General features: G+C 67.4%; 1 protein-coding gene and 1 pseudogene. Both read left to right on the top strand.

What is annotated here, in order from left to right; translation table 11 throughout:
* A partial coding sequence (locus AWC08_RS07790) for a non-ribosomal peptide synthetase (RefSeq protein WP_085087595.1) occupies positions 1-9,161 on the top strand: 9,161 nt, incomplete at its 5' end.
* Positions 9,161-10,021, top strand: a pseudogene (locus AWC08_RS39830) (ABC transporter transmembrane domain-containing protein); the annotation flags it as partial. The gene AWC08_RS07790 and the pseudogene AWC08_RS39830, both read left to right, overlap by 1 nt.
* Between the last annotated feature and the right edge of the window lie 37 nt (positions 10,022-10,058).

Raw genomic sequence — 10,058 nt, 5'->3', positions numbered from 1 at the left:
CGGCTGGGTTGACCGGGTCGCGGTTTGTGGCGTGCCCGTTCGCCGGGGTGGGGGGGCAGCGGATGTATCGCAGCGGGGATCGGGTGCGCTGGGGTGCTGATGGGCAGCTGGTGTTTGTGGGTCGGGCGGATGAGCAGGTCAAGATCCGCGGATACCGCATCGAGTTGGGTGAAGTCCGCGCCGCGCTGGCCGGGCTGGATGGGGTGGGGCAGGCGGCGGTGATCGTCCGGGAGGACCACCCCGGTGACAAGCGTCTGGTCGGCTATGTCACCGGCGCTGTGGACCCGGCCGCGGCGCGTGCCGCGCTGGCGCAGCGGTTGCCGGTCTATATGGTGCCTGCGGCGGTGGTGGTGCTCGAGGTCCTGCCGGTGACGGTCAACGGCAAGCTCGACACCGCCGCCCTGCCGGCACCGGGATACCAGCAGGTGGATCAGTATCGCGCCCCGGCCACTGCGGTCGAGGAGATCCTGGCCGGCATCTATGCCCGGGTGCTCGGGCTTGAGCGGGTCGGGGTTGATGACTCGTTCACGGTGCTGGGTGGGGATTCGCTGTCGGCGATGCGCCTGATCGTGGCGGTCAACAAGGCTTTGGGCGCCGATCTTGGGGTGCGCGCGGTTTTCGAGACTCCCACGGTCGCCGGGTTGGCCGCCCGCATCGGGCAGGGCAGTGGCCGGCGGCCCGAGCCGTTGACGCCCGTGCCGCGCCCGGCGGTGGTGCCGTTGTCGTTTGCCCAGTCCCGGCTGTGGTTCTTGGATCAGTTGCACGGGCCCTCACCGGTCTACAACCTGCCGGTCGCGCTGCAGTTGAGCGGGCGGTTGGACCCCGAGGCGCTCGGGGCCGCGCTGGCCGATGTGGTGGCCCGTCAGGAAAGTCTGCGCACGCTGTTTGCCGCACCCGAAGGCACACCCCGCCAGCTGGTGGTGGCGCCTGAGGCGGCTGGTTTTGGCTGGCAGGTCGTTGACGCGAGCGGCTGGCCGGCCGAGCGGCTGCACGAAGCCATCGATACGCTCGCCCGTCACAGCTTTGATCTGGCGACCGAGATCCCGCTGCGGGCACAGCTTTTCCGTCTCGGCGAGGACGAGCATGTGTTGGTGGCCGTGGCTCACCACATCGCCGCCGATGGCTTGTCGATTGCCCCGCTGCTGCGGGATCTGGGGGTGGCCTATGCCGCCCGCTGTGCCGGTCGGGCCCCGGGCTGGGCGCCGCTGGCGGTGCAGTATGTCGATTACACGTTGTGGCAGCGCGCCCAGTTGGGGGAGCTGGCCGATCCCGGCAGCCCGATCGCCGCCCAGCTGGCCTATTGGGAGCAGTCCCTGGCCGGGTTGCCCGAGCGGCTGGCGCTTCCTACCGATCGGCCCTACCCGCCGATCGCCGATTACCGCGGCGCCAGCGTCGAGGTTGACTGGCCGGCGCAGTTGCAGCAGCAGGTAGCGCGACTGGCGCGCGAGCACAACGCGACCAGTTTCATGGTGATGCAGGCCGGGTTGGCGGTGCTGCTGGCCAAACTCAGCGCCAGCACCGAGGTCGCTGTCGGATTCCCGATCGCCGGGCGCCATGATCCCGCCCTCGATGATCTGGTCGGGTTTTTCGTCAACACCTTGGTACTGCGCGTGGACCTGGCCGGTGATCCCAGTGTTGCCGAGGTGCTGGCGCAGGTGCGCGCGCGCAGCCTGGCCGCCTACGACCACCAAGACGTCCCCTTCGAGCTGCTGGTCGAGCGTCTGCACCCCACCCGCTCACTGGCCCATCACCCACTGATCCAGGTGATGCTGGCCTGGCAGAACCTCGCCCGACCGGAAAGCGGCTCCGCCGCCGGGCTGGGCCTAGGTGATGTGCAGGTCAGCCCGCTGCCGGTGGACACCAGCACCGCCCGCATGGACCTGACGTTTGCCCTAACCGAACGCTGGGACGGGGCCGGTGAGCCCGCCGGCATCAGCGGCACGGTCGAATTCCGCACCGACGTCTACGACCCGGCCACGATCGCCACCCTGATCAAACGGTTAGCGCGGGTGCTGGCAGCAATGGCCGCCGACCCCACCGCATCGCTGTCCACCATCGACGTGCTCGACGCGGCCGAACACATCCGCCTTGATCAGCTCGGCAACCGCGCCGTGCTCACCCGACCCGCACCGGACGGTGCCTCGATCCCGGCGCTGTTCGCCGCGCAGGTGGCGCGCACCCCGCAGGCGGTGGCGATCAGCTTCCAGGGCCAATCGATGAGCTACCGCGAACTCGAGGAAACCGCCACCCAGTGTGCGCACCTGCTGGCGGGGCAGGGTGTGGGCCCTGGGCAGTGTGTGGCGCTGCTGTTTTCCCGTTCCGCCGAGGCGATCGTGGCGATCTTGGCGGTGCTCAAGACCGGGGCGGCCTACCTGCCGATCGACCCGAGCCTGCCCGCGGCCCGGCTCGGGTTCATGGTCGCCGACGCTGCCCCGATCGCCGCGATCACCACCACCGCGCTCGCCGACCGGCTCGCCGAGCACGATTTGGCGGTCGTCGAGATCGATGACCCCGCCGTGTTCGCCCAACCCAGCACCACCCTGCCGGCGCCGGCCCCCGACGACATCGCCTACCTCATCTACACCTCAGGCACCACCGGCGTCCCCAAGGGTGTGGCCGTCACCCACCACAACATCACCCAGCTGATCGATTCGCTGGATCCGGCTCTGGCAGGGCCACAACGAGTGTGGTCGCAGTTCCATTCCTATGGCTTCGACGTTTCGGTGTGGGAGATGTGGAGCCCGTTGCTCCAGGGCGGGCGGCTGGTGGTGATACCCGAGCCGGTGGTCGGCTCACCCGAACAGTTGCACACGGTGCTGGTCAGTGAGCAGGTCGATGTGCTGACCCAGACCCCTTCGGCGGTGTCGGCGTTGGCGCCGCAGGGGCTGGAGTCGGTGGCGTTGGTGGTTACCGGTGAAGCCTGCCCGCCCGAGGTGGTGCAGCGGTGGGCGCCGGACCGGCTGATGATCGACGCCTATGGACCAACCGAAACCACCATCTATGCCACCACCAGCGCGCCCCTGACAGCCGACACCACACACTCGGGCGTAGTCCCCATCGGCTCCCCGCTGCCCGGAGCTGCAGTCTTCGTCCTCGACCCGTGGCTACGGCCCGTGCCCACAGGAGTGGTCGGGCAGTTGTATGTGGCCGGCGCCGGGCTGGGCATCGGATACTGGCGCCGACCGGGGTTGACCGCGTCTCGGTTCGTGGCGTGCCCGTTTGCCGGGGGGCAGCGGATGTACCGCACCGGGGATCTGGTGCGGTGGCGTCCTGACGGGCAACTGGACTATCTCGGACGCGCCGATGAGCAGGTCAAGATCCGTGGATACCGCATCGAACCCGGTGAAGTGCGGGCCGCTTTGGCCGGGTTGGACGGGGTGGAGCAGGCGGTGGTCATCGCCCGCGAGGACCGCCCCGGCGACAAGCGGCTGATCGGTTATGTCACCGAGGTAGTCACCGCCACATTGGTGCCGGCCGCGCTGCGCGCCGCGCTGGCCCAGCAGTTACCGGCCTACATGGTTCCCGCTGCGGTGGTGATCCTCGATGCGCTGCCGCTCACCCCCAACGGCAAGCTCGACACCCGGGGCTTGCCGGCCCCGGAATACCGCGACGTCGATCGTTACCGTCCCCCTGCCACGGCCGTCGAGGAGATCCTGGCCGGCATCTACGCCCAAGTGCTCGGACTCGAACAGGTCGGGGTCGACGACTCGTTCTTCGAGCTTGGTGGGGACAGCATCTTGTCGATGCAGGTGGTGGCCCGGGCGCGTGCGGCGGGTGTGTTGTTGCGGGCGCGTGATCTTTTCGTCGAGCAGACCGTGGCGGGGTTGGCCCGGGTGGTCGGGGTAGTCGGCGGCGTTGATGGCGACGATCAGGGCATCGGGCCGGTGGTGGCTACCCCGATCATGCGCAGGCTGGCCGGCGTGGAAGAGGCCGGTGGCCCGGTGGGGCAGTTCAACCAAACGTTGGTGGTGCAGGCCCCGTCGGGGGCGGGCGAGGCCGATGTGGTGGTGCTGTTGCAGGCGTTGCTGGATCGCCACGCGATGTTGCGGCTGCGGGTGGACCCCGGCGGTGGAGATCGGTGGTCGCTGTGGGTGCCTGAGTCGGGTTCGGTGGATGCGCGTGGGTGCGTGCAGGTGGTGGAGGTGTTGTCCGAGCAGGCGGTGGTGAAGGCGCGGTCGCGGTTGGACCCGGCCGCCGGGGTGATGGTGTCGGCGCTGTGGGTGGGCTCGACGGGCCAGCTGGTGTTGATCATTCACCATTTGGCCGTTGACGGGGTGTCGTGGCGCATTCTGGTGGAGGACCTCAACATCGCCTGGGCCCAGCTTCGCGGTGGCCTGCCGATCGCGTTGCCGGCCAATGGGACGTCGTTTGCGCGGTGGGCGTCGCTGCTGGCCGGGCATGCGCGTCGCCCAGAGGTTGAGGCTCAGGTGCAGGCGTGGCAGCAGGTGGTGGGAACCCCGGCGGTGTTGCCGGTGGTCGAGCCGGCGGTGGATACGTTGGCCACTGCGGGGCGTTTCTCGGTGGTCCTGGATACCTCGACCACCGAGATGTTGTTGGGCGAAGTCCCTGCGGCGTTTCACGGCGGGATTCAGGAGATCTTGTTGATCGCGTTCGCGATCGCGTGGTCGGAGTTTTTCGGGTTCTCGGGTCGGGGCGGTGCGCCGATCGGCATCGACGTCGAAGGCCATGGCCGCGATGAGGAGCTGGCCCCGGGTCTTGACCTGACCCGCACCGTGGGGTGGTTCACCGCCTTGTATCCGGTGGCGTTGACGGTCAGTGGACTGTCGTGGGCGCAGGTGCTGGCCGGGGAGGCCGGGTTGGGGGCGGTGATCAAGGATGTCAAAGAGCAACTTCGGGCGCTGCCCGATCCGCTGAGCTACGGGCTGCTGCGCTATCTGAACCCCGATGTGGAAGTGGGCGGTTCGGACCCGGCGATCGGGTTCAACTATCTGGGGCGGCTGGGCGCGGCGGCCGGCGAGGCCGCCGGTGACCTGTGGCGAATCTCCTCCGAGGGTATGGCGATGACCGGCGTGGCCGCGGCGCTGCCGATGCCGTTGCCTCACACCGTGGAACTGAACGCCCTCACCGTCGACACCGAGGACGGCCCGCAGCTGCACGCCAACTGGATGTGGGCACGCTCGGCGCTCGACGACGCGGCGATCATCCGGGTCAGCGAGTTGTGGTTTGAGGCCCTGGCCGGCATCTGTGCGCATGTGCGCGCCGGTGGGGGCGGATTGACGCCGTCAGATATCGCCCCTGCCCGGCTCAGTCAGCCCCAGATCGACGAGCTGGCGCGCCAATACCGGGTCGCCGATATCTTGCCGCTCACCCCGCTGCAGCAGGGGCTGCTCTTTCACGCCGGCACCACGCGCGGGAACGACGACACGGTGTATGCGGTGCAACTGGCTTTCACCGTGACCGGCCCGCTGGACCCGGACCGGCTGCGCGCGGCGGTGCACACCGTGATCACCCGCCATCCGCACCTCGTGGCCCGGTTCTGCAGACGGTTCGACGAGCCGGTGCAGATCATCCTGGCCGATCCGCAGCCCGGGTGGTGCTATGTCGACAGCGACGACGCAGACCCCGAGGACCTGGTTGCTCGGTTGTGCACCGCCGAACGCGCCGCGGTCTGCGACCTCGACGCCGATCAGCCGGTATTTCGCGTGGCGCTGATCCGCATCGCAGCAGACCGGCACCGGGTGGTGCTGACCAACCATCACATCGTGATGGACGGCTGGTCGCTGCCGATCGTGCTGGGGGAGATTTTCGCCAGCTATCACCACCAGCGCCTGGCAGCGGCGATCCCGCAACGCCGGTTTGTGTCCTGGCTCGCCGAGCGAGACCTCGACGCCGCCCACCTGGCCTGGCAGCGGCTGCTCGCCGGATTCGACACCCCCACCCTGGTGGCCCCGGCGGGCCGGCTGAAGACCGGACGTCAGGGCGTTGTCACCCACCGACTGCCCGCCGCCCTCACCGAGGCCATCACCGAGCTGGCCCGCTCGTCTCACACCACGATCAGCACGGTGTTGCACGGCGCCTTCGCGCGGCTGCTGTGCTCGTTGACCGGCCAGCACGACGTCGCGTTCGGCACCGTGGTCTCGGGCCGCCCCGACGACCTGCCCGGCGCGCAATCCATGGTGGGCCTGTTCATCAACACGGTGCCGGTCCGGGCCACTATCACCGCGGCGACCACCACCGCCGACCTGCTAGGGCAGCTGCACAACGCCCACAACGACACCCTCGAGCACCAGCACCTGGCACTGGCCCAGATCCATCACCTCAGCGGCCACGACCAAATGTTCGACACCCTCTTCGTATACGAGAACTATCCCGTCGACACCGCCGCCTCCGCCGCCGCCAGCGACTGGGACATCACCGACATCACCGGCTACGAAGCCTCCCACTACCCGCTCGCGATAGCCGCCCAGCCAGGACCAGAACTGGGCCTTCGCGTCGAATACAACACCGACATCTTCGACACGGCCAGCATCGACACCCTGACCAGCCGGCTGCAGAACCTGCTGGCAGCCATGACCACTGACCCCACCCGAGCGCTGTCCTCACTCGACCTGCTCGACGCGGCCGAGCACACCCGCCTCAACCAGTGGGGCAACCGGGTTGTACTCACCCAACCCGCACCCACCGCGACATCGATCCCGGCACTGTTCGCCGCCCAGGTCGCCCGCACCCCCGAAGCGGTGGCGGTGACCGTTGAGGGCCGCTCGATGAGCTATCTCGAGTTGGACAAGGCGGCCAACCAGTTGGCGCACCTGTTGGCCGGCCAGGGTGCGGGTCCGGGGCAGTGTGTGGCGCTGCTGATGGAGCGGTCGGCGCAAGCGATCGTGACGATCTTGGCGGTGCTGAAAACCGGGGCAGCCTACCTACCGATCGACCCAAACCTGCCCGATGCCCGCATCGAATTCATGCTCGCCGACGCCACCCCGATCGCCGCGATCACCACCAGCCGGCTGCACTCGCGGCTAACCGGCCACGACTTGGCCGTCATCGATGCGGAGGACCCTCGCATCCGGGCCTGCCCCGACACGGCCCTGCCGGCGCCGCAACCGGACGATATCGCCTACCTCATCTACACCTCGGGCACCACCGGTGTCCCCAAAGGCGTGGCGATCACCCACCACAACATCACCCAACTGCTGGCGTCGCTGCAGGCACGCCTGCCGGCGGCGGATGTGTGGACGCAATGGCACTCCTATGCCTTCGACTTCTCCGTGTGGGAGATCTTCGGTGCACTGCTGCACGGCGGGCGGCTGGTGGTGGTGCCCGAAGAGGCGGCGCGCTCCCCGGAGGATGTGCATGCTCTGCTCGTCGCCGAACGGGTCAGCGTCTTGACCCAAACCCCCTCGGAGGTGGCGGCGGTCTCCCACGAAGGTTTGGGCTCGGCGGCGCTGGTAGTCGGCGCAGAGGCCTGCCCGGCCGAGCTGGTGGATCGGTGGGCACCGGGGCGGGTGATGGTCAATGCCTACGGCCCGACCGAGACGACCGTGTGTGCGTCGATGAGTGCGCCGCTGGTAGCGGGGTCGGGGGTGCCGCCGATCGGGTCGCCGGTGGCAGGGGCGGCGTTGTTCGTGCTCGATGGGTGGCTGCATCCGGTGCCGGTCGGGGTGGTCGGGGAGTTGTATGTGGCCGGTGCCGGGGTGGGTGTGGGCTATCTGGGTCGGGCGGGGTTGACCGGGTCGCGGTTTGTGGCGTGTCCGTTCGGGGTGCCGGGACAACGGATGTATCGCACCGGGGATCTGGTGTCCTGGGGTGCTGATGGGCAGCTGCGCTATGTGGGGCGCGCCGATGAGCAGGTCAAAATCCGGGGCTACCGCATCGAACTGGGTGAGGTGCGGGCGGTGCTGGCCGGGCTGGATGGGGTGCAGAGCGCGGTCGTCGTGGCCCGTGCGGACCAGCCGGGGGATAAGCGCCTGGTCGGATATGTCACCGGGACGGTGGAGCCGGCCGCGGCGCGCGCGGCGTTGGCCCAGCGGTTGCCCGGATACATGGTGCCCGCCGCGGTGGTGGTGCTCGAGTCGTTGCCGCTGACACCCAACGGCAAGCTCGACGTCCGCGCGCTGCCCGCCCCGGAGTACGCCGACGTTGATCGGTACCGCGCCCCGGCCGACCCCACCGAGGAGATCCTGGCCGGCATCTACGCCGAAGTCCTGGGCCTCGAACGGGTCGGGGCCGACGACTCGTTTTTCGAACTCGGCGGCGATTCACTGTCAGCGATAAGGGTAATCGCGAAGATCAACACGACCTTGGGCGCCGATCTAGCGGTACGCACGTTGTTTGAAGCGCCCACGGTTGAAAGCTTGAGCCGACAGCTGAACTCACCGAAGAAATCGGCAGAGGTTGTTCCCTTTGAGGTATTCAAAGAGGGCGATGGGGTCCCCCTGTTTTGCATTCACCCCCTGGGCGGCATCGCGTGGCCATATCGAAATCTAGCTACGTATCTGGACTGCCCAATCATCGGTATGCAACAAACCACGCAAAGCGGGGAATCCGCTGCCAATTCAATCCGGGAACTGGCCGAGAACTATGCAGATACGCTCCAGGCGGTTCACCCGGACGGCCCATACAATATTTTGGGTTATTCTCTCGGCGGTGTCATCGCGCACCAGGTTGCCGTAGAACTGCGACGTCGGGGATGCGCAGTCGGGCGCCTGATCGTTTTCGATGCCAGTCCCGACACCCCAGGTGACATCCAAGAAATCCCAGAGCTCGCGTCGGAAAGCGACGCTCTGAAGATGATTTTAACGACGGCTGGCATCGAGCTCGAAGACCTCGATTACGGGCAGGGATCTCGACCACTTACTTATGGACAGGCCGAGGCCCTGGTTCACCAGCACGGCGCGGCGGACATCGTTCTCCCATCCAGACAGCTCATCGAAGTCGTCGTCAAGAACATGAACACTGGTATGCGCCTCCTGTTGCAGCATGTGCCGGAAGTATTCGACGGTAGCCTGGTGATCTTCTCGGCCCGGCAGCCTGAAGGCGGTTCGCCGCTTGCGCGAAGTTGGCGGCCATACATTTCTGGCGACATCGCCGAATACCCTGTCGATTGCGAACATCACGAAATGCTGCAGAAGGAGGTGCTGAAATCCTTCGTAGAACAGCTCAAGATGGCACTAAGTTGCGCCGGAAAGGATGAGTGCTGATGGTGCCAGCTGAAAGCGTCGCAGCCCCCGAACAACGCATGCTCAATCTGCTTCGCCTGCACTGGGTCTCGATAGCGATGAGCGTGCTGATGCTCGGCGTTGCGACCGCGCTCACCCTGCTGCAGCCGCTGCTGGTTGGTCGGCTCGTCGACCCTGCAAGGGTCGGCTCACCGGATTCGAAGTTGGCCATCTTGCTGGTGAGCTTGCTTGTCGGGCAGCTGCTGGCGGAGGCGCTAGGGCATTACTGGCTGGCTCGGGTCGGCGAGAAGATCGTGTTGCGGTTGCGGGCCGTCTTCACCGCTCACGTTGTTCGCCTACCCATCGGACTGCTGGACGGGAGTCGCACCGGAACCTTGCTGGCCCGCGGGACAAGCGACGCAGGTCTGTTGCGTGAGCTGCCACGCGCGGTCGGCGACGTGGTCTTCGGGGTATTGACCTTGCTCGGTGCCGGCGTCTTCATGCTGACAATCGATGCGCTCACCGTGGGTATCGTCGTAGCGGCCATGGGAGTGGCGTTCGCTGCCGGCAGTCCGTTCCTGGCCCGGATCCAACGCGCCGCGCTGAACTGCCAGGTCGCGGTGGGTGACTACACCGCCGGATTGGAGCGAGCCCTGGGCGCCGCGCGCACCGTCAAGCTATATGGCGCCGAAGACCGCGAAGCGAAATCCATTGGCGGCAGTGCACACGCCGCCTATGAGGCCGGCGTCCGCATTGCCTCATCCACCGCCACCAGCATTGCCATTTTCCGGTTGGGCCTCACCGGCTCGTTCGTGGCAATCATGATCGTTGACGGGCACCGCGTCGCGGACGGCAGCTTGCCCGTCGGCCAGTTCGTCAGTCTGCTGGCCTTCGCCGTATACGCCGTTTTTCCCGTCACCGCTGCTTTTATCGCATTCG

It is taken from the genome of Mycobacterium gordonae, from assembly GCF_002101675.1.
Classification (GTDB): Bacteria; Actinomycetota; Actinomycetes; order Mycobacteriales; family Mycobacteriaceae; genus Mycobacterium; species Mycobacterium gordonae.
The sequence above is the reverse complement of the archived record's forward strand: the minus strand, read 5'-3'. Positions and strand labels throughout refer to the sequence as shown.